The sequence below is a fragment of the Hydrogenovibrio thermophilus genome, from assembly GCF_004028275.1.
GTDB classification, from domain to species: Bacteria; Pseudomonadota; Gammaproteobacteria; order Thiomicrospirales; family Thiomicrospiraceae; genus Hydrogenovibrio; species Hydrogenovibrio thermophilus.
The window spans coordinates 2,115,460-2,134,988 of record NZ_CP035033.1 but is presented as its reverse complement, the minus strand read 5'-3'; the positions used below and the strand labels follow the sequence as shown (position 1 = coordinate 2,134,988).

The 19,529-nt window shown below is 51.8% G+C and carries 19 protein-coding genes and 1 tRNA gene; 16 read left to right on the top strand and 4 right to left on the bottom strand.

Annotated elements, in window-relative coordinates:
• Positions 1-5: 5 nt before the first annotated feature.
• Complete coding sequence (locus EPV75_RS10015) at positions 6-815, bottom strand: undecaprenyl-diphosphate phosphatase (RefSeq protein WP_225972316.1); 810 nt, start codon at positions 813-815, stop codon at positions 6-8.
• 43 nt (positions 816-858) lie between these two features.
• The gene (locus tag EPV75_RS10010) at positions 859-2,043 is read right to left on the bottom strand and encodes a class I SAM-dependent methyltransferase (RefSeq protein ID WP_128385292.1); all 1,185 of its coding nucleotides are present in this window, start codon (positions 2,041-2,043) and stop codon (positions 859-861) included.
• A 131-nt stretch (positions 2,044-2,174) separates the two neighbouring features.
• Between EPV75_RS10010 and EPV75_RS10005 the strand changes: the two genes are divergently transcribed.
• Together EPV75_RS10005 and EPV75_RS10000 are read left to right on the top strand one after the other, a co-directional pair.
• On the top strand, positions 2,175-2,639 hold the full coding sequence (locus tag EPV75_RS10005) for a FliG C-terminal domain-containing protein (RefSeq protein ID WP_029938757.1): 465 nt from the start codon (positions 2,175-2,177) through the stop codon (positions 2,637-2,639).
• Positions 2,640-2,647: 8 nt separating this feature from the next.
• Positions 2,648-3,109, top strand: coding sequence for a FliG C-terminal domain-containing protein (locus EPV75_RS10000; protein WP_029938756.1), 462 nt, complete (start codon positions 2,648-2,650; stop codon positions 3,107-3,109).
• A gap of 73 nt (positions 3,110-3,182) precedes the next feature.
• On the opposite strand, the gene folB is transcribed toward EPV75_RS10000, so the two are convergent.
• Entirely contained in the window at positions 3,183-3,542 is a 360-nt protein-coding gene (gene folB / locus EPV75_RS09995) for a dihydroneopterin aldolase (protein WP_029938755.1), read from the bottom strand.
• Between the two features lie 170 nt (positions 3,543-3,712).
• On the opposite strand from folB, the gene plsY reads away from it, so the two are divergent.
• Positions 3,713-4,312: a glycerol-3-phosphate 1-O-acyltransferase PlsY gene (gene plsY / locus EPV75_RS09990; protein ID WP_029938754.1), complete on the top strand. Its 600-nt coding sequence runs from the start codon at positions 3,713-3,715 to the stop codon at positions 4,310-4,312.
• A 15-nt stretch (positions 4,313-4,327) separates the two neighbouring features.
• Here the strand turns inward: plsY and tsaD are convergent, their stop codons facing one another.
• Entirely contained in the window at positions 4,328-5,395 is a 1,068-nt protein-coding gene (gene tsaD / locus EPV75_RS09985; protein ID WP_051673419.1) for a tRNA (adenosine(37)-N6)-threonylcarbamoyltransferase complex transferase subunit TsaD, read from the bottom strand.
• Between the two features lie 227 nt (positions 5,396-5,622).
• On the opposite strand from tsaD, the gene rpsU reads away from it, so the two are divergent.
• The 13 genes from rpsU to rraA all read left to right on the top strand — a co-directional run bounded on the left by rpsU (position 5,623) and on the right by rraA (position 19,482).
• Positions 5,623-5,838 (top strand): 30S ribosomal protein S21, encoded by a 216-nt coding sequence (rpsU, locus tag EPV75_RS09980; protein WP_029938752.1) that lies wholly within the window; start codon positions 5,623-5,625, stop codon positions 5,836-5,838.
• Positions 5,839-5,861: 23 nt separating this feature from the next.
• Entirely contained in the window at positions 5,862-6,311 is a 450-nt protein-coding gene (locus EPV75_RS09975; protein WP_029938751.1) for a GatB/YqeY domain-containing protein, read from the top strand.
• 135 nt (positions 6,312-6,446) lie between these two features.
• The gene (gene dnaG, locus EPV75_RS09970; RefSeq protein WP_128385291.1) at positions 6,447-8,186 is read left to right on the top strand and encodes a DNA primase; all 1,740 of its coding nucleotides are present in this window, start codon (positions 6,447-6,449) and stop codon (positions 8,184-8,186) included.
• A 140-nt stretch (positions 8,187-8,326) separates the two neighbouring features.
• Entirely contained in the window at positions 8,327-10,111 is a 1,785-nt protein-coding gene (gene rpoD, locus EPV75_RS09965; protein WP_029938749.1) for an RNA polymerase sigma factor RpoD, read from the top strand.
• Positions 10,112-10,351: 240 nt separating this feature from the next.
• The gene (locus EPV75_RS09960; protein WP_128385290.1) at positions 10,352-11,158 is read left to right on the top strand and encodes a substrate-binding periplasmic protein; all 807 of its coding nucleotides are present in this window, start codon (positions 10,352-10,354) and stop codon (positions 11,156-11,158) included.
• A 15-nt stretch (positions 11,159-11,173) separates the two neighbouring features.
• The gene (locus tag EPV75_RS09955) at positions 11,174-12,541 is read left to right on the top strand and encodes a diguanylate cyclase (protein WP_128385289.1); all 1,368 of its coding nucleotides are present in this window, start codon (positions 11,174-11,176) and stop codon (positions 12,539-12,541) included.
• 188 nt (positions 12,542-12,729) lie between these two features.
• Positions 12,730-12,806 (top strand) — tRNA-Ile (locus EPV75_RS09950).
• Positions 12,807-12,931: 125 nt separating this feature from the next.
• Positions 12,932-14,107: an amidase gene (locus EPV75_RS09945; protein WP_128385288.1), complete on the top strand. Its 1,176-nt coding sequence runs from the start codon at positions 12,932-12,934 to the stop codon at positions 14,105-14,107.
• Complete coding sequence (locus EPV75_RS09940; protein WP_128385287.1) at positions 14,100-15,677, top strand: gamma-glutamyltransferase family protein; 1,578 nt, start codon at positions 14,100-14,102, stop codon at positions 15,675-15,677. The genes EPV75_RS09945 and EPV75_RS09940 overlap by 8 nt, the downstream gene beginning before the upstream one ends.
• A complete protein-coding gene (locus EPV75_RS09935; RefSeq protein ID WP_128385286.1) occupies positions 15,677-16,501 on the top strand; it encodes a sulfite exporter TauE/SafE family protein in 825 nt (274 codons plus the stop codon). Before EPV75_RS09940 ends, EPV75_RS09935 begins: the two co-directional genes overlap by 1 nt.
• 4 nt (positions 16,502-16,505) lie before the next feature.
• Positions 16,506-17,741 carry a pyridoxal-phosphate-dependent aminotransferase family protein gene (locus tag EPV75_RS09930; protein ID WP_128385285.1) on the top strand — a complete coding sequence of 412 codons (1,236 nt, stop codon included), beginning with the start codon at positions 16,506-16,508 and terminating at the stop codon, positions 17,739-17,741.
• Positions 17,741-18,985 (top strand): allantoate amidohydrolase, encoded by a 1,245-nt coding sequence (locus EPV75_RS09925; protein WP_225972315.1) that lies wholly within the window; start codon positions 17,741-17,743, stop codon positions 18,983-18,985. The genes EPV75_RS09930 and EPV75_RS09925 overlap by 1 nt, the downstream gene beginning before the upstream one ends.
• Positions 18,985-19,482: a ribonuclease E activity regulator RraA gene (gene rraA / locus EPV75_RS09920; RefSeq protein WP_128385284.1), complete on the top strand. Its 498-nt coding sequence runs from the start codon at positions 18,985-18,987 to the stop codon at positions 19,480-19,482. Before EPV75_RS09925 ends, rraA begins: the two co-directional genes overlap by 1 nt.
• Positions 19,483-19,529 lie beyond the last annotated feature (47 nt).

Here is a 19,529-nt window from a genome sequence, read left to right as displayed (position 1 = left end):
GCTTTTTAAATAAACAGCGCAATCAATACCGCGCCGAGAATGAAGCGGTACCAGGCGAAGGGGGCCATGCCGATGGAATTAATCCATTTCAGGAAGAGTGCAATCACGGCGTAAGCCGTCAGGCCGGACAAGATGACGCCGCCGATCATGGCATCCCACTGTACGTGGTGGGCGCTGTCGAGAAGGTCTTTTAGTTTTAACAGACCGGCGCCGAGGATAATCGGAATGGACAATAGGAAGGAGAAACGGGCGGCCGCTTCACGTGTCAGGCCGACCATCAGTGCGGCGGTGATGGTGATGCCGGAGCGCGAGGTGCCGGGAATCAGTGCCAAAGCCTGCGCAAAGCCGATGATGAGAATGTCTTTGAAGCTTAAACTGTGTTCGTCGCGAATGCGTTTGCCTTTGACGTCCGACCACCAGAGCAAGGCCCCGAACCCGATGGTGGTTGCGGCGATAATCAATGGGTCGCGTAGCGCTTCTTCCAAACCGTTGTTGATGATGAAACCGAAAATCACCGCCGGCAAGGTGGCGAAAATCACCCACCAGGCCAGGCGGCTATTGCTGGTGGGCTGACGGGTGACCAGCGAGGTGGTCCAGTCACGAGTCATGAGCCAGACGTCCTGACGGAAATACAGCAACACGGCGGATAAAGTGCCGATGTGAACCGCCACGTCGAACGCTAAGCCTTGGTCTTGCCAGCCGAACAGCTGAGGGATGAGAATCAAATGGCCGGAGCTGGAAATCGGCAGGAATTCGGTCAAGCCCTGAATGATGGCGAGAAAGGTGATTTGAATCCAGTCCAGTGTTTGTTCCATGCCGCTTCCTTGTATGAATAGTCCGTTCGGTGGTGTTGGTCGGTTAGAGTTGGTGTCTTAAATCGCGGAGCTTAAAGCCCATCAGCGATAGGTCACAGCCTTTGGTGAGGGCGATGACTTTGAAGCTTTCGCCCATTTCGTCCGGCAGGGTCAGGGTTTTGATTTGCTGGGCGATTTTCAATGATTCGGTGATGTCCATTTCCGGGTCGCCCGACATTTCCAGCAAACCGCTGCCCATCAAGAAATGCGCTTGGGTGGTGAAGCCGGCTACCTTGAAACCGGCGTCGAAAGCGGACTCCGCCACGGCGGTGAAATCGACGTGAGCGGTGATGTCCTGCAGGCCTGGGTAAAAGAAGGGGTCGCTGTGGGCGCGGTGCTGGTAATGGCAGCGCAAAGTGCCCATGCGGCGAGCCGGTTGGTAGTATTCTCGTCGGGTGTAGCCGTAGTCCACCAACAGTAAGGCGCCGTGGGTCAAAAAGTCGGAAATGGATTGCAACCACGGCTGAATGTTGAGGTTGATTTCGGTTTCATAGCCTTGCGACGGCGGATGGCCTATCTGGCTGAGAATGCCGTTGGCCGCTTTTTGCAGTGTCGGGTCGGTCACCGGGTGATATTCCCATTCGAAGCGCTGTTTGCTCTCGTTGTAGGTGACATAGCCGCGCAGGCTTTGGTCGGCTTCCAGGCGCAGTTTTTCCACCGGCATGGCATCCAGCACCTCGTTGGCGATGATGACGCCTTCCATCGGTTTTTTCGGCAACTGGTCTAACCAGACGACCTTTTCGAACAGCGCATCCGGCAAGGTTTTCAGGGTGTCTTCTTGCCGGGCGCGCAAATCGGCGCTGAGTTCGACGATGAAGTAGTGCTCGACCGGTTGTTGCAAGGCGTCCAGTTCTAGCAGGATGTCTTTGGCCATGGTGCCTTTCCCGGCACCGAATTCGATGACGTTGGGGTGTTCCAATGACGTTAACACCTGCGCCGCTTGGCGGGCCAGGCAGCGTGAAAAAATCGGTGAAATTTCCGGTGCGGTGATGAAGTCACCTTGCGCGCCGATTTTCGGCAGCCCACTGGAATAATAGCCCAGGCCTGGCGTATACAGCGCCATTTGCATGAAGTGGGCGAATGACAGAGAACCGTGGCGCTTCAACGCTTGGCGGATTTTCTGGGCCAGGGCATCGCTACGGGCTTGATTCTCGGGTGGCGGGGTTGGAAGCTGGTGTGTCGGTTTCATGCGAGGCCATTCGATATTTTAAATTTCGACTATTATAGTATAGTATCCGTTGAGATTGGATTGGGATTTGGCAGTCTTTTTGCTTAGTCATTATTCAGTCAGAATTCATTGCGCATGAGGCTTGAACAGAGATGAAGTTAGGGATTAAAAAAGTCCATGAAAACGAGTGGTTGGTGCATATCGGTTACGCGTCGATTCGGCTGGACCGTTTTTCGGTAGAACTGCTGAACATCACCCTGGAGCATTTGGTGGCGCTGGAGCACGGCCAAACCCACTCGACCCTGACAAGTTACATTAAGCTGGGGTGTCGTATCCGGGAACTGGACGACGCCGGGGTGCAATTGTTGGTACGCGGCGTGGATAACCAGGATTTATTGAAATTGATGCTGGTTGCTCAGGACGAGACGTTGAACGAGGTGGTGTTGCGCAATGTCGGCGGCATCCTCGCCAAGCAATTGAATGCGGATATGGCCAATCCGGCACCACCGAATAACGATGAAGCCAAAGCCGCCATCAAACGGGTGGTCGAAAAGATGTTCGAATTGGAATGTCAGGGCAAAATCGAGTTTTTTGACAAGAATACGCAATACATTTAGGACGACGCATGGATATTACCGCCAAACGTGATCACGACGGTCAATACATACTGGAAATGGGGCCGGTGTTTTTCGAGTTGCCGCTGGAGTCGCTGGAACTGTTGCATAAGCTGGTCGGTGAGCGGCTGGGTAATCACGCCACGGCCGATATGGACGGTTTGAATAAAAAATTGAATGCTTACCGTGCGCTGGCGAGTAAGTTGGTGTCGATGGACGATCGCGTGTTGCAAAAACTGGTAACACAACTGACACCGGAACAATTGGTGACGATGGTACGTTTGGCGGACGGTGAACGTCTGTTCCATAAGGTGATTCGTAACCTGTCGCGCCAGAACGGACAACAATTTCAGCAGGATTACCATGATTTGAACAAGATTACCGTGCACCAGGCGTCGTTGTATATGGAACAGGCGGTGCCGATGATTCGCCAGGCCGCTCAGGAGCAGAAGGCATTGATGGGGCAGAGCTGAGTTATTCGCTACAGCCGAATTGACAAAACGCCCAGGCCTGGGCGTTTTTTGTTTGGTTTTTCGTGTTTCTCGGTCAGCGCTGACGGTGGATTTTCAGTCCGACGGAATCGGTTTCGATGACGGCATTGGGTTTGTGCAACGTCAGTTCAATGGCCGATACGCCGGCGTGATGGTCGAAAATATGTTGGCAAACGGCTTCGGCCAGCGATTCAATCAATTCAAAACGGCTGGCGGCGACCAACTCGATGATTTCATCGCTGATGGCTTTGTAATTGACGGTGTCCGCCAACCGGTCGGATTGCGCTGCGGCACGCAGGTCGGTGGCGAGTGATAAATCGAAAATCAAAGGTTGCTTGAACTGTTTTTCCCAGTCGTACACGCCGATGACGGCCTGGGTTTTTAACCCCTGTATAAAGATGGTGTCTTGTGCCATAAAATCCACTCGTAATCTATGCAGTTATCCATCGCGTTTGGGGTGCGATGAATGAATTCTGTTCGAAATTATCGCATATTTCGTTAAAATAGCGCTTCCAAATCACGGACGACATGTCGATAAGTTTTCGATTCAACAAAAAAGGATTCTGAAGAGTGGATTTTACAGGTATGCAATGGTTGGCGCTTTTGGCGGCTTATGGTCTGGGCTCGATTTCCTCGGCGATTATCGTTTGCCGGTTGATGGGGTTGGGCGACCCGCGCCAAGACGGTTCCGGCAACCCGGGGGCGACCAACGTCAAACGCCTGTATGGTTCCAAACCGGCGGCGGTGACGCTGTTGGGCGATATTCTGAAAGGCTTTGTGCCGGTGGTGCTGGCCAACTATGCCGGTTGGTCACCGTTGTTGGTGATCCTAATCGGTTTCGCGAGTTTCATCGGGCATTTGTATCCGGTGTTTTTCGGTTTCCGAGGTGGAAAAGGCGTGGCCACCATGTTGGGGGTGATGTTCGGATTGTCCTTCCCGATCGGAATTGCCGTGGCGGGAACCTGGTTGTTTGTCGCTAAGGTGTTGAAAATTTCATCTTTATCGGCTTTGATTGCCACTGCGCTGGCGCCGATGTATATCTATTTTCTGTCCGATGCGGAAATGAGTTGGGTGGGCGTGACGACCTTGATGACGTTGATTCTGTTCTGGCGCCACCGCAGTAATATCCAACGCCTGCTCAAAGGCGAAGAAGACCTGATTAAAAAGAAACCGAAAGCGGATTGAGTTTCGGCGTTTGACTCAAACGACTGAATCGTCGATTGGCGTGAGGGACTCCAAGTCCCAGCGCGGTTGGCAGGCGAAATTCAAATCGTCGGATTGCCCGGCTGCCAAACGTTTCGACCCGGCATAAGCAATCATGGCGCCGTTGTCGGTGCAGAACTCTAAACGGGGAAAGAAGACTTCGCCGCGGCGTTTGTCCATCAACGCCGTCAGTTGTTCGCGAATTTCCCGGTTGGCGCTGACACCGCCCGACACGACCAAACGATTCAACCCTTCCTGTTCCAAAGCGCGCTTGCATTTGATGCGCAAGGTATCGGCCACCGCCATTTCGAAGGCACGGCAAATATCGGCTTGGGTCTGTTCGGTGGCGTCGTTTTCGTCTTTCGCTTTCAGCCAGGTATTGAGCGTATAGGTTTTCAAACCGCTGAAACTCATGTCGAGACCGGGGCGGTCCACCATCGGACGTGGAAACTTGTAGCGATCCGAAACCCCTTGCAAGGCGCGCTTTGAAACTTCTGGGCCGCCCGGGTAGCCCAGGCCGAGCATTTTGGCGGTTTTGTCGAAAGCTTCACCGGCGGCGTCGTCGAGCGTGTCGCCCAGTAAGCGGTAACGACCAATGCCGTCCACGCGGATAATCATGCTGTGACCGCCAGAGACCAATAAACAAATAAAGGGAAATTCGGGTTGGGTGTCTTCCAGCATGGGGGCGAGCAAATGGCCTTCCATATGGTGGACGCCGACGGCGGGAAGTTGCCAGGCAAAAGCCAGGCTGCGCGCCACCGCGGCACCGGAGAGTAACGCGCCCATTAAACCGGGGCCACGAGTATAAGCAATGCCGGTGATGTCCGATGGCTGGGTTTGAGCTTTATCGAGTGTTTCACGAACCAAAGGAAGGATTTTGCGGACATGGTCGCGGGACGCCAGTTCCGGCACCACGCCGCCGTATTCGGCATGCAGTTTCACTTGGCTGTATAAGGAATGCGCCAACAAACCTTTTTCCGAATGGTAGAGGGCGATGCCCGTCTCGTCGCAGGAGGTTTCAATGCCCAGTGTCAAGGACGGCGCGTTGATGTCGGTTGTGTGCATAGTATCCGCTGGTTGTGAATCGATTTTAGCGAGCGCGGCGCAATCGGATATTTTGTGAATCCCCGGCCGATGTCGCGTTTGTTATTTGAAAGACTCGAAATTTTAACAAAAACACCGGAAATGTCCGAAGTTTTGTTTGCAAAATTAGAAGGTTAATTTTATAATTCGCGTTTTCCTGGTTTTCCACGTTGAAAATCGTTAAACGAATTTAAAAGAAAGAGTAGATTATGCCAAGCGTAAAAGTAAGAGATACCGAACCATTTGACGTAGCCCTACGTCGTTTCAAGCGTGCTTGCGAAAAAGCCGGTGTATTGACCGAGTCTCGTAAGCGTGAGTTCTATGAGAAGCCTACTTGGGCCAGAAAACGTATGAAAGCCGCTGCTGCTAAGCGTCTTGCCAAGCGTTTGTCTCGTGAGAACCGTCGTACAACTCGTATGTACTAAGCATCGGTTTCAGGATTGAATTGATGTCAGAATTAAAAGCAACACTGACTTCCGCGATGAAGGAAGCCATGAAGGCGAAGGAAAAAGAGCGCCTGGCGGTGATCCGCTCCATGCTCGCGGCCATCAAACAAGTGGAAGTGGACAAACAAACCACCCTTGAAGACGATGCCGACGTACTGCCGATCTTGGATAAGATGTTGAAGCAGAGACGCGACTCCCACCAACAGTATTTGGATGCGGACAGACCGGAATTGGCCGAGCAGGAAGCGTATGAGATGACCGTTATCCAGGACTTTCTGCCGCAAGCCTTGACGGAAGCGGAAATCGCTCAGATGATTGATGAGGCGGTTGCGGAAGTGTCAGCCAGCTCCATGCAAGACATGGGGAAGGTCATGGGGCTGTTGAAGCCGAAAATGCAAGGCCGTGCCGATATGGCTGAAGTGAGCAAGTTGATTAAGTCTAAGCTCGGCTAAGCGCTTTTAATTCAAAAATTGGTTACAATCAGATAAACCCGCAGGTGTATGCACCGGCGGGTTTTTTGCGTTTAAGGGATGTGTATTTTTCTGTGGATAAGCTGTGTTCAGACCAAGTTGAAGGAGTGACGGTAAGTGGTTGGAAAGTCGCCTAAGGGCAGTATCCCGCGTTCCTTTATCGAAGACCTGCTGGCTCGGGCGGACATCGTACAGGTGATTAATCAACGGGTGCCGTTGAAGAAAGCCGGTAGCACCTACAAAGCCTGTTGCCCGTTCCACGACGAAAAAACACCGTCCTTTAACGTGAATCCGCAAAAGCAGTTTTATCATTGCTTTGGTTGTGGGGCCAGTGGCGATGCCATCAAGTTTCTGACGGAATACGACGGTTTGACATTTGTTGAAGCAGTGGAAACGTTGGCCGCGATGAACGGCATGGAAGTGCCGCGCGAGAAGTTGACTCCGAAAGAAGCCAAGCAACAACAGGCCTCGCGGGATTTATACGACGTGATGCACGCCGTGACCAAGTTCTACCGCCAGCAATTGAAGAATCACCCCGCCTCTGAGGAAGCCAAGCAATATCTTAAGCAACGCGGCCTGACCTCCGAAATCGCCAAAACCTTTGTCATCGGTTTTGCGCCGCCGGGTTGGGACAGTCTGGTGTCCGGCTTGAAAGCCGACGCGACGTTGAAACAGCAGCTGGTGGAAACCGGTATGCTGGTGCAAAAAGACGACGGTAAGACCTACGATCGTTTTCGGCACCGTATCATGTTCCCGATTCGGGACGGCCGGGGCCGGGTTGTGGCGTTCGGCGGACGGGTTTTGACGCCGGAAGATCAGCCTAAGTACTTGAATTCGCCGGAAACGCCCATATTCCATAAGACATACACCTTGTATGGCCTGTATGAAATGCGCCAGTCGCGTGAGAACCCCGACCATATTCTGGTGGTGGAAGGTTATATGGACGTGGTGGCACTGGCGCAGTTCGGCATTCGCAATGCGGTGGCGACATTGGGAACGGCGATCACGGCGGAACATTTGGATATTCTGTTTCGCCAAGTGAACGAAGTGGTGTTCTGTTTTGACGGCGACGAAGCGGGCAAGAAAGCCGCCTGGAAGGCCTTGGAGCTGGCCTTGCCGAATATGGTCGGTACCCGCTCGGTGCGGTTTTTGTTTTTGGATCAGGGCGAAGACCCGGATTCCACCGTTCGCAAAGAGGGCGTGGACGGCTTCAAGGCACGGGTCAAGCAGTCCATGACCTTGTCCGATTTCCTGTTTAAAGGCTTGATCGGGCGGCTCGGCTTGCCGTTGTCGAGCGCTGAAGGGCAACAACAATTGATCGCATTGGCCAAACCATATATTGTGTCGGCACCGGACGCGATGCCGGATTTGCTGACCAAAATCCTATCGGATTATGTGGAAATGCCGGTATGGCGTCTGGGGCAGGTGATGGGGATACGGGTGTCGTCCACGGCAAAGAAAGCGCCTAAGCAACCCGAAAAACCGGTGAATTTGAAAGCCACCAGTGTGGTGTTGAAGCTGATTCGCCTGTTACTGGCAAGGCCGTCGTGGGGCGGCGTGTTTTCCGAAGCTTTGATTGCGGATTTGAAGCGCTCCGATAATGCCGAATACCGCTTTTTGGCGCAATTGGTACAGGTATTGCAGGCCAATAATTATGTGCCGGAAGCCGTCACAGCCTGGTTGGGTGAAGCCCCGCGTGAACGGGTGTTGAAACAGGTTCACGGCATTGAAATACAAAACGACGATACGTTTATCGAAAATGAATTTAAAGCCATCGTGCTGAGAATTGGAACCGAGCTGCAGAAAGAGCGCGACAGAAAGGCCCTAACGGAAAAGTTAATGGGCAAAAACGATTGAGATTCGCGCGGTTTAATTCAGTCTGTTTCCAGGTTTGATTTTGATGAAAATTCAAAATCTTATTGAAAATCTAGTATAATATTCTGTTCTATTTTTTGGAGGGTTCGGTTCCTTCCTTAGAATCTAAAATTGAGGCAAAGATGACAAGAGTAGAAAGAAAGCAGCAGTTAATTGACTTGATTGAAAGAGCCAAGGATCTGGGTTACTTGACGTTTTCCGACGTGAACGATGTTCTGCCGGATGATATCGAGGAAGATCAGCTTGGACAAGTATTAACGATTCTAAGGGATTTCGGGATTCAATTGTTCGAATCCGCGCCGGACTCCGACGAACTTTTGACCAAAGAAGGTGAAACCTTCGACGATGCCGCCGCTGAGGCCGCGATTTTGGCACTGGCGGAAGTCGATGCCGAATTCGGTCGTACCACCGATCCGGTGCGTATGTACATGCGCGAAATGGGGTCGGTCGAACTGTTGACGCGTCAGGGCGAGGTTGAGATTGCCAAGCGTATCGAATACGGCATCCGCGACATGCTGGAAGCCATGGCGAAATACCCGGTGGTCGCGACCGATTTGTTGAACTCTTTCTCTCGCATCGACGAAGGGGAAGGGAAAACCGCCGACTTGATTCAAGGGTTTGTACGTCCGTCAGACCTGGTCGATATTCCGATTGAAGAATTGTCGCCGGATAATGATTCCGGTGAGCCGAAAGAAGACGGTATCAATCAGGAAGAGCTGGACGAGTTCTTGAAAAATCTCGACAAGCTGAATACCGAAACGTTAAAGATGGAAGCCGAAAAAGGCTATTCCGATCCGAAGTCGGTCAAGCAGCGTGCGAAAGTCGTTGAATTGTTGGCGACGGTCAAATTGTCGCCGGTGTTCGTCAACCGTACGATCAAGACCATCAAAATGAAAATCGCCGGTATTCGCGAGCAGGAGCGTAACATCGTGAATGCGGCGATGCGTCAAGCCGGTGTGCCGCGTCCTAGCTTCTTGAAACTGTTCGTCGGTTCCGAAACCGATTACGAATTGATTGATCGTTTGAAAGAAGCGCATTCGGATAAAGCCGATGCGTTGGAAGCGGTGCGTTCCGAAGTGAAGCGCGCGCAAAAGCGTTTGGCGATGATTGAAAAATCGGAAAAAATGCCGATCAACGAATTCAAAACCATCTACAAGGATTTGAGCAAGGCCGAGAGTCAGGCGCGTGTTGCCAAGCGTGAAATGATTGAGGCCAACCTGCGTCTGGTTATTTCCATCGCCAAAAAATACACCAACCGTGGCCTGCAATTCCTGGACTTGATTCAGGAAGGCAACATCGGCCTGATGAAAGCGGTGGAAAAGTTCGAATATCGTCGTGGTTACAAGTTTTCCACTTACGCGACTTGGTGGATTCGTCAGGCCATCACCCGTTCGATTGCCGACCAGGCGCGTACCATCCGTATTCCGGTGCACATGATTGAAACCATCAACAAGCTGAACCGAATCCAGCGTCAGTTGTTGCAAAAAATGGGGCGTGAACCGACGCCGGAAGAACTGGCCGAAGAAATGGAAATGCCGGAAGACAAGGTTCGCAAAGTGATGAAAATCGCCAAAGAACCTATTTCCATGGAAACCCCGGTCGGTGACGATGAAGATTCCTCATTGGGCGACTTTATCGAAGATTCCAATATCCTGTCTCCGCAGGATTCCGCCGATTTGGAAGGCATGGGCGAAACCGTTCGTGAAATGCTCAGCACCTTGACGCCGCGCGAAGCTAAAGTGTTGCGTATGCGTTTCGGTTTGGGCATGAACACCGACCACACGTTGGAAGAGGTTGGTAAACAGTTTGACGTAACGCGTGAGCGTATCCGTCAAATCGAAGCCAAAGCCCTGCGCAAACTGCGTCATCCAAGTCGTGCCGAGCGTTTGAAAAGCTTTTTGGACTGATTTTAAGCCGTTCACATCACGACAAACATTACCGGCAAGCCCGTAATGAGCATCTGAAAAACCACCAGGCCTGGTGGTTTTTTCATTTCTTTCCAACGTTTTCATTTCTGACCTGTTCTCGCCTCTAACGCCATTTTATTCGGTCAATGAATCACGCATTTCATTCGAAATAACTCTTATGGAAGTATTCGGGTGGAAACCCTATAATGGAAAAACCTTACTTTTATTTGGAGTATCACCATGCGTGCGGAAGCCAAGCAACCCCAAACCTCTCTGAGCTTCGGCTTGATATTGACCTGTCTTATGGTCATTCTCCCCACTTATGCGTTTTCGGATACCCTTCGCATCGCGACCGATGAATGGTGCCCTTACGACTGCATTCCCAGTCAAAACCAAGGCAAGGTCGGTTATTTGGGCGATTTGATGGAGGAGGCACTGAAAGCGAGAGGGCATGAGGTGGAGTTTGTCGAGGTTTCTTATTACCGAGGTTTGCAACTGATTAGAGAAGGCAAGCTGGACGGCACCATGGCCTGCTTCCGAGAAGAAGCGCCGGATTTCGTGTTTCCCGATTTTCCGTTAGGGAAAAGCAACAGCACCTTTTTCAGTCAGAAAGACGCGTCCTGGCGCTATACCGGAACCGACTCGCTCAAGCAAGCGAAAATGATCGGCATCATCAAAGGGTACGATTATGTGGATCCGACGGTGATGGACTACATTAATCAAAATCCGGAAAATGTTCTGGCCATTACCGGCGAAAAGCCTCTGGAAAGATTAATTGAAATGCTCATCAATGGCCGTTTGACCGCCATCATTGAAGACAAAATCGTTTTGGAATATAAGGCCAAACAAATGGGTAAATCCGATCAGTTGAAAGTGTCCGGCACCACCAGCGCCGTGATTGACGTTTACAGCAGTTTCTCGCCTAAAAATCCCAAGTCCGCGGAATACGCCAAAATCCTTTCGGAAGAAACGCTGAAAATGCGAAAAAGCGGCCGTTTACAAGAATTGCTGGAACGTTACGGCATTCAAGATTGGCAAGCACAATAAAGTATGATGACTTAAATGCGTGGCTTACTGAACCGTTATCGTCAATCCATTGCGCTCCACCTGTTGACCGTCATCTTCGGGTTTTATTTTTTGGTGGCGGTACTGGTGACGGTGATTCAGCTTTACAAAGAATACGAAAACACCAAAAAAGAGTTTTATGAAGAAATTCAAACCTTACCGGCCACCTTTGGTAAGGGCATTTCCGATTCGGTTTGGACGTACAATCAGGAGCTGCTACGCTCGATTTTACAGGGCATGTACAACCTTCCCATCGTGGTGGGGGTTAAAATTGAATCGCTCGACCACAAGATGGACTTGCAGATCGGCACCGTATTCAATGAACAAAACGAAGTCACCTACTTTGACTCGATGGGCAACCCCACAGAGCAGCAGCTGTTCGGGTTGGGCGCCAAATCGCTTTTCGATTACCAATTTCCCATTCACTATCAAGGCCCGGCGTTTGACGAAGATATTCTTTTAGGGCAAGTGACGCTTTATTCCAATGACCATCTGGTATTTGAACGGGTCAAATACGGCTTCTTTCTGATTCTGATTAACTCCTTAATCAAAACCTTCGCGCTTTGGTTCATTATTTATTTCTTTATCAAAAAATACTTGGGGCGACCACTGGAAGAATTTACCCTGAAGATTCAGCAGCAAAACACCCAATCTCCGCAACCGATAGAACTGGAAATCCCGTGGACGGATAAAAACGAACTGCTCATTTTAAAAGACAGTTACAACCAAATGATTCAGCGATTGAACGGGCACCAACACGAGTTGTTAAAGCTAAACCAAGAGTTGGATGAAAAGGTCAAGGCCCGTACGTTCGATTTAGAACAGGCCAAGGAAAGTGCGGAAAAACTCGCTTACAGCGACCCGCTGACGCATCTCAGCAACCGCCGTGCGTTTTTTGACTTCGGGCAACAGATGTTGGATCAGTCGTATCAGCAAAAAACGCCGTTGAGTTTGATTATGCTCGATATCGATTATTTTAAAAAGCTCAACGACACCTATGGCCACGCTTTGGGGGACAAAGCACTGCAAGCGTTTGCCAACACGCTTCAAAACCATCTACGTCCGGCCGATTTGTTGGGTCGGTTAGGCGGGGAAGAATTTGCGGTGCTGTTACCCAATACCGCTGAAATGGAGGCTTTGGCTATAGCGCAAACTCTTCGCCAGCAAATCAGTCAAATCGAGTTAGAACACAATCAGCAATTTATTCAATTTACCGTCAGTCTAGGGGTGGTTGAAAGTAACCGGGAAAGTGCCAATATCGATGCACTGCTTGCCCAGGCGGATAAAGCGCTGTATGTCTCAAAAGATAAAGGGCGCAATCAGGTCACCGCGTATTCTGAAATCGACCATGATTTAATGCCATAAACCTTGATAAGGTGTTTTTGCGCAACAAGGTGGCAACCCTGTTTTTGAGTGCGTTTTATGAGAGTGATTTGGGTGCTCGCCAAAAAACATGATGAAAACCCTGTCGTTTTCTTTATAATATCGTCCTTTTCAATCGCTGTATCTGTCATCCTGTATCAATCAGGGTTTCAAAAATTGCACGTCAATCTGCCTCCTTAGCTCAGTTGGTTAGAGCACCCGACTCATAATCGGTAGGTCCTGTGTTCAAGTCACAGAGGAGGCACCATCTTTCTTTTTCATTTCGCATAATGTTTGGATGAACCAAGGGTGTTTGTCGTTATCGCTTTTTATCTGAATTTATATTGTGTACAATATTGTGTACATTATTTATTTAGGTTTTAAACACTCAGAATGAACAGCGTTTTAAATGGCATGGTGCTGGATTTAAAAGGGGCTTATCCGGTTAAAGAAGGGCCTTTGAATCACCTGCGTTTGGCGGTGAAGGATTTGTTTCACCTGGCCGGCGTGCCGACATCGGCAGGGAATCCACATTGGTTAGAATCGCACCCGGTGCCGGATGAGACGGCGTCATCGGTTTTAAAACTTTTGAATGCGGGAGTTGAGCTGGTCGGGAAAACCTTAACCGATGAACTGGCGTACAGCCTGAACGGCATCAATTATCACTTTGGTACACCTTGTAATTACGCTGCAGAAGGGCGTATTCCCGGTGGCTCCAGTAGCGGTTCGGCGGTGGCGGTGAGCATGGGGTTGGCGGACATCGGACTGGGCACGGATACCGGTGGCTCGATTCGAGTGCCCGCCAGTTACAATGGTCTGTTCGGCTTGCGACCCACCCACGGTGTGATTGAAATGGACAATATGGTGCCGTTGGCGCCGCAGTTCGATACCATCGGCTGGATGACGCGCGACTTGGAGACCTTATCTAAGGTGGCCGATGTGATGTTGCCGCCGCAAACCGTACACTTGCCAAAACAGCTGGTCGTGTTCCATCCCATTATCCAGGGCCGTCATTTGTGGACGGATGATGCCACCAATTGGCTGGCAGACAGAGCGGCCGTGTTCGAGGCCGTATCCCATATTGAACTGGACGAATCTTTGTTGTCGTTCGCCAGTGAAACCTATCGCACCTTGCAAGGCTTTCAGGCCTGGCAGGTTCACGGTGAATGGATTACTAACGAAAAGCCGGTGCTCGGCAGTGACATTGCTGCGCGGTTTGATTGGTGCCGAACGATTACCGAAGCCCAATATGAACAAGCCGAACGTGACCGGGCCAGTATTCGTCGCCAAATTGATGATTATTTGCCATCGGACGACACGGTGGTCATGATGCCGACAACGCCGGGTGCGGCGCCTTTGTTGGACGAAACACCTGAAGAGCTAGCGGATTATCGAAATGAGTTGATGGGGTTAACGGCGTTGGCCGGTTTGACTCGGCGTCCACAACTGCATTTGCCGGTTTTAAAAGATCAAGGCGCGCCCTGGGGCGTGTCGTTATTCGGTGCCATGCAGCAAGACAAGGCATTGATTGCGTTGTCGGAAAGATTATTGGAGGTAAACGATGGCTAAGGTGGCGTTTACCGCACCGCACCACCAATCGGCGCAGGCGGGCTTGGCGGTTTTGGAAAAAGGCGGTCATGCCGTGGACGCGATGATTGCCGCGGCGGCGTCGGTGTCGGCCGTGTATCCGCACATGACGGGCTTGGGGGGCGATGGCTTTTGGTTGATCCAATCCCCGGGTGAAAAACCCGTCGCGATTGATGCATCCGGTTGGTCGGCGGCGGCGGCCGATTTGGACTTTTATCGGGACGAGGAAACGATTCCTTCACGTGGCCCGAAGGCGGCGATTGATATGGCTGGCGCGGTGTCCGGCTGGGAGAAAGCGCGGCAATTGATGACCGCGAAAGGGTTCTCTAACTGGCCGTTGCAAGAAGTGTTGCAATCGGCGATTTTTTTCGCGGAACAAGGTATCGACGTCACGGAAAGTTTGGCTGATGCCAGCGCTTTAACTTACGAAAACCTCAAAGACGTGCCCGGTTTTGCCGAGGTGTTTTTGCCGGATGGACAGCCGTTAAAAACGGGGGAAACCTTTAAAAACCCAGGCCTGGCGAATTTGCTGAAACGGCTTGCGGAAGACGGTTTGAACAGTTTTTATCAAGGTGACATCGCCGATGCCATTGGCGCATTTTTAAACCGCCACGGCAGTCCGATTCAGGCGGACGATTTAAACCAATACCAAGCGGTTCCGATGGAAGTCTTGAGTACGAAAACCACTTTGGGCACCTTGTATAACGTCGGAGCACCGACGCAAGGTCTGGCTTCCTTATTGATTTTGGCCTTATACGATAAGTTGTATCAGCCGGACTGGGGGGAACTGGACAAGGTGCATCATTTGGTGGAATGCACCAAGCAAGCCTTTTTAATTCGCGACGCGCAGATTGCCGATGTCTCACGTGTGACCACGCCTTTAGAGGATTGGCTGTCGGAGGCGTCTTTGAACATTTGTCTGGACGCGATACAGCCGAATCAAGCCATGCCATGGCCAAAAACCGCCAGGCCTGGCGATACCGTTTGGATGGGCGCGGTGGATCAACATGGCGTCATGGTCAGTTACATTCAGAGCCTGTATTGGGAATTCGGCAGTGGGGTGACGATACCGGAGTTCGGCTTGGTGTGGAACAACCGCGGCACCAGCTTTAGTCTTGACGAAACCAGCCTGAATGCCTTGGCTCCGAATAAAAAACCGTTTCATACCTTGAATCCGGCGATGTGCGAGTTTTACGACGGTCGTCGTATGGTGTACGGCACCATGGGCGGAGAAGGTCAGCCGCAAACACAAGCCGCGCTTTACACGCGTTACGCCTATGACGAAAAGCCATTGGCGGACGCCATTGCCGAAGACCGCTGGCTGCTGGGCCGGACCTGGGGCGATCAGCAGAATGATTTGAAGTTGGAAGCCGGGTTGGCGGAGCGCCTGGGCGATTCGTTGCAACAGTTAGGTCATCAATTGCAAACGGTGCCGAGTTTGTCCGAAAAAATGGGGCATGCCGGGGCGATTGTGTTGTCCGGGGATGGCCGGGTGGATGCCGCTTCCGATCCGCGCAGTGACGGGGCGGGTCTAACAGGGGAGGTGCATTGATGGACATTTCTCAAGTCGTGGAATTGTGGCCTTTCTGGTCAGCGTTGATTGTGACCGGTGTGGTGGCGGGTTTGTTGGCCGGTTTGCTTGGTGTGGGCGGAGGCATTGTCATCGTGCCGGTGTTGTATTTTATTTTTCAACAAGTCGGTATGACGCCGATGGACGCCATGAGTTTGGCGACGGGCACCTCTCTGGCGACGATTATTCCCACATCGATTTCCTCGATACGTGCGCATCGTCAAAAAGGCAATGTCGATACCGGTTTGATCCAGGCCTGGTGGGTTTTCATGTTGTTGGGCGTGTTGGCGGGCAGTCTGCTGGTGTCGCAAGTGCAAAGCGAAGGCTTCATTATTTTATTTGCGCTCATCGCCATGTTGGTGGCGGTACGGATGTTTTTGCATAAACAATCGGAAGCGGCACGGTTGCCCAGCCGGCTTTGGCAACGCGTCAGCGCCACGACGGTAGGCGGTTTATCGGTGATGGCCGGTATCGGTGGCGGCACCATTGGTGTGCCGGTGCTGAGTAAGTTCGGTTTTGCTTCGCATCGTGCCGTGGGCACGGCCGCAGCCTTCGGGCTGATTATTGCCCTGCCGGGGGCCATCGTGATGTTTCTGTTTGGCCAAGCGCCGCTGAGTGCGCCGTTTGGTACCGTAGGCCTGGTGAATTGGCCAAGTTTCTTATTGATTGTTCCGTTAACGGTCCTGTTTGCACCGCTGGGTGTGAAGTTGGGACAAAAGCTCCCCGCGCAGACGTTGAAAAAGGTGTTTGCGGTTGTGTTATTGATTACCGGGGTGCGTATGTTTATTCAAGCCATAGGGGTATAAAAAGATGTCTGAATCATTTGATCAAATCAATCCGCCACCGCGTTTGCTGATGGGGCCGGGGCCAATCAACGCCGACCCGCGTGTGCTGCGTGCCATGTCGGCGCAGTTGGTCGGACAATATGACCCGGCGATGACGAGTTACATGAACGAGACAATGGCGTTGTATCGCCAGATTTTCGAAACCCAAAACCAATGGACGCTGTTGATTGACGGCACTTCCCGCGCCGGAATTGAATCGGTATTGGTGTCAGCGCTGGAACCGGGCGATAAAGTCCTGGTGCCGGTGTTTGGGCGTTTCGGGCATTTGTTAACGGAAATCGCGCATCGTTGCGGGGCCGAAGTGCACACGCTGGATGTGGAGTGGGGGCAAGTCTTTACGCCGGATCAAATTGAAGACGCCATTAAAACCATTCGTCCGAAAATGCTGGCGGTGGTGCAGGGCGATACCGCGACCACCATGTTGCAGCCGTTGGAAGAACTGGGCGCGATTTGCCAGCGTTACGATGTGTTGTTGTACAGCGATGCCACCGCGTCGATTGTAGGGAATGCGTTTAAGGCCGATGAATGGGGCTTGGATGCGGTGTCGGTCGGCTTGCAGAAATGTTTGGGTGGCCCGTCGGGCAGTGCGCCGATTACTTTGAGTGACCGATTTGTGGACGTGATTAACCAGCGTCGTCACATCGAAGCGGGCATCCGTGATGCGCACCATCAAGACAGTCAGGGGCAGATTATCCGCTCCAATTATTTCGATTTGCCGATGATTTTGGATTATTGGGGCGAAGAACGCTTGAATCACCACACCGAAGCCAGTTCCATGCTGTATTGCGCCCGTGAGTGCGCTCGCATCGTGTTGCAGGAAGGCTTGGAAAACACCATCGCACGTCACAAATTAAATGGCGATGCGATGCGCGCCGGGGCGGAAGGGTTGAATCTGAAGCTGTTCGGGGATCAGGCCAATAAAATGAACAATGTTCTGGGAGTGTATATTCCAGAAGGCGTCGACGGTGAAGCGGTGCGTCAATCGATGTTATTGGATTTCGGCATTGAAATTGGCACCTCCTTCGGGCACCTGAAAGGCAAAATCTGGCGTATTGGTACCATGGGATATAACGCTCGTAAAGATGCCGTTTTAACCACGCTTTCCGCGTTGGAAAACGTGTTGCGCCGCATGGGGCATAAACTCCCGCAAGGCGAAGGCATTGATCGCGCCATGGCTGTCTACAATGGCGAGGCGTCTTAGTGTCTCGGGTGATTGATCGTTGTAACCGATTGGCGGAAATCACCGATACGCTGAAAGGTATTTCCCGCCTGTATTTATCACCGGCTTATATGGAAGGTTTGAAACAGGTTGAGGCATGGATGCAGGAAGCCGGAATGGAAACCTGGGTTGATCCGGTGGGAAACCAATGGGGTCGCTATGCTTGTCCAAACCCGGATGCCCCCACCTTGATTCTGGGCTCCCACTTGGACACGGTGCCGAATGCCGGTAAGTTCGACGGTATTTTGGGGGTAATGCTCGCCATTGAGGTGGTCGACCAAGTGGTTAAGGCCGGCTTGGAGTTGCCCTTTCACCTGGAAGTGGTCGGCTTTGGTGATGAGGAAGGGGTGCGGTTTGAAGCCTCCATGTTGGGAAGCCGTGCCGTTGTCGGACAATGGGATGATGACACGCTGGAACTGACCGATGCACAAGGCATCAGTTTGTCCGCTGCGCTGGAAGCTTGTGGTTTGAATCCGCAGGACTATCGTGCCGCGTCGCGTAAGGGCGATAACCTGCTCGGGTTTTGGGAAATTCACATGGAGCAAGGCCCGGTGTTGGAGGCGGAGAATCTGCCGGTAGGCGTGGTGTCGGCCATTGCCGGCGCGCGCCGTTTTAAAGTGATGATTGAAGGGGAGCCGGGGCACGCCGGTACCGTCCCGATGTCATTGCGCCAGGATGCTTTGGCGGCGGCGTCGGAAGTGAATTTAATGATTGAGAAAAGTGCCCAAATCCACCAGTTGGTGGCAACGGTCGGGCACATTAAAGTCTATCCGAATGCGGTGAATGTCATTCCCGGTATGGTGGAGTTTACAGTCGATATTCGCAGTGAGGACGATGCTTTACGCGAAAAAGTCATGAATTTGATTTTTCTGGCCAGTGAAGCCATTTGCATGCAGCGGGATGTGGACATTTACTGGAAAGAATACCATCTGGCACCGGCGAAAAACTGTCACCCCGAATTCCGTCAATTATTCGAGCAGTCCATTGCGAAATTGAAGAACCATGTGCGCAGTCTGGCCAGTGGGGCCGGGCATGATGCCATGACCATGGCGGAAATCACCGACATCGCCATGTTGTTTGTGCGCTGCAAAGACGGCATCAGTCATCACCCGGATGAGGATGTGACTTGTGAGGATGCGGAAGCGGCTTTGCAAACCACATTATTGGCTTTGAAAAAATTGGCCGCACACTATGATGCGGGCCTTGAGACTTTGGAGACACCTTGATGGAAATGGGTACACCGGATATTTGCGATAAATACCGTGATTTGCTACAGGTCGCACAACCGGTTTTTAAATCCTTCGGTGGGTTGTCGCGGATGTCGGCCGACGTGGAAACCCTTAAGATCAAACACGACAATGCTTTGTTTTGGGAAATTCTTAAACAACCCGGTCACGGACGGATTTTAGTGGTGGACGCTGAAGGCGACTATTGCGCGGTGATGGGGGACCGTATGGCTGACTTAGCCGTTAAAAACGGCTGGAAAGGCCTGTTGATTCACGGTTACATTCGTGATTCTGCATTATTGAAAACCATGCCGTTAGGCATTTGGGCACTGGGCACCTGCCCGATGAAAGGGCATTTGACCCGGCCGGGTCATTTGTCGGTGCCATTGCGCTTCGCCGGGTTGGACATCGATTTGTCGAATACCTTGTATATCGACGAGGATGGTGTACTGGTCTCGACGGATGCCTTCGCGGAGTTTGCCGAGTACTTTCCTTAAGGCGTGGTTCTCACGCAGGCTTTCGGTAGATTATTTCCGAGCATAAT

Bases quoted from the DNA above. Each gene is read 5' to 3' on its own strand.
- EPV75_RS09940 (WP_128385287.1), top strand. From the start codon at position 14,100: ATGGCTAAGGTGGCGTTTACCGCACCGCACCACCAATCGGCGCAGGCG.
- plsY (WP_029938754.1), top strand. From the start codon at position 3,713: ATGCAATGGTTGGCGCTTTTGGCGGCTTATGGTCTGGGCTCGATTTCC.
- rpsU (WP_029938752.1), top strand. From the start codon at position 5,623: ATGCCAAGCGTAAAAGTAAGAGATACCGAACCATTTGACGTAGCCCTA.
- EPV75_RS09935 (WP_128385286.1), top strand. From the start codon at position 15,677: ATGGACATTTCTCAAGTCGTGGAATTGTGGCCTTTCTGGTCAGCGTTG.
- EPV75_RS09945 (WP_128385288.1), top strand. From the start codon at position 12,932: ATGAACAGCGTTTTAAATGGCATGGTGCTGGATTTAAAAGGGGCTTAT.
- rraA (WP_128385284.1), top strand. From the start codon at position 18,985: ATGGAAATGGGTACACCGGATATTTGCGATAAATACCGTGATTTGCTA.
- EPV75_RS10015 (WP_225972316.1), bottom strand. From the start codon at position 815: ATGGAACAAACACTGGACTGGATTCAAATCACCTTTCTCGCCATCATT.
- EPV75_RS09960 (WP_128385290.1), top strand. From the start codon at position 10,352: ATGCGTGCGGAAGCCAAGCAACCCCAAACCTCTCTGAGCTTCGGCTTG.
- EPV75_RS09930 (WP_128385285.1), top strand. From the start codon at position 16,506: ATGTCTGAATCATTTGATCAAATCAATCCGCCACCGCGTTTGCTGATG.
- EPV75_RS10000 (WP_029938756.1), top strand. From the start codon at position 2,648: ATGGATATTACCGCCAAACGTGATCACGACGGTCAATACATACTGGAA.
- EPV75_RS09955 (WP_128385289.1), top strand. From the start codon at position 11,174: ATGCGTGGCTTACTGAACCGTTATCGTCAATCCATTGCGCTCCACCTG.
- folB (WP_029938755.1), bottom strand. From the start codon at position 3,542: ATGGCACAAGACACCATCTTTATACAGGGGTTAAAAACCCAGGCCGTC.
- tsaD (WP_051673419.1), bottom strand. From the start codon at position 5,395: ATGCACACAACCGACATCAACGCGCCGTCCTTGACACTGGGCATTGAA.
- EPV75_RS10005 (WP_029938757.1), top strand. From the start codon at position 2,175: ATGAAGTTAGGGATTAAAAAAGTCCATGAAAACGAGTGGTTGGTGCAT.
- rpoD (WP_029938749.1), top strand. From the start codon at position 8,327: ATGACAAGAGTAGAAAGAAAGCAGCAGTTAATTGACTTGATTGAAAGA.
- EPV75_RS09975 (WP_029938751.1), top strand. From the start codon at position 5,862: ATGTCAGAATTAAAAGCAACACTGACTTCCGCGATGAAGGAAGCCATG.
- EPV75_RS10010 (WP_128385292.1), bottom strand. From the start codon at position 2,043: ATGAAACCGACACACCAGCTTCCAACCCCGCCACCCGAGAATCAAGCC.